This is a genomic window from uncultured Roseobacter sp. (assembly GCF_947491795.1).
GTDB lineage: Bacteria > Pseudomonadota > Alphaproteobacteria > Rhodobacterales > Rhodobacteraceae > Roseobacter.
In genome coordinates this window covers 1-324 of the sequence record NZ_CANLKW010000039.1, presented here as the reverse complement: position 1 = coordinate 324, position 324 = coordinate 1, and the positions used below count along the sequence as shown (strand labels likewise).

Annotated in this window: 1 pseudogene; it reads right to left on the bottom strand. The window is 58.3% G+C overall.

Annotated elements, in window-relative coordinates:
* Positions 1–324, bottom strand: a pseudogene (locus Q1A34_RS21975) (hypothetical protein); the annotation flags it as partial.

The window sequence follows — 324 nt, the reverse complement described above, 5'->3', positions numbered from 1 at the left end:
GCATAGAGCTGGATCGTTGTCTGATCCGCAACGGCCGCGTCGACACCATCGGTGTTGCGGTCATTGTCGCGCCCCAGTTCAATGGCCCGGGAGCCGACCCAGTTATAGACGATAGTGTCGTCATAGTAGGCCCCGTTCTCGTCATCGATCGGCTTGTTGTCCCACCTTTTGTAGAGCAGTTCGTCGTCGTTGTTGGGGTCTGCCAGGTGGGCCACGATGTTGTCATGCAGCGTGCTGCGGAAGCCTCTGTTCTCGATGCCGTAGGTCAGGCCGCCGATATTGGGGGCAACCTTGTGTGCTCCGGAAGTGATGACATTGCTGGTC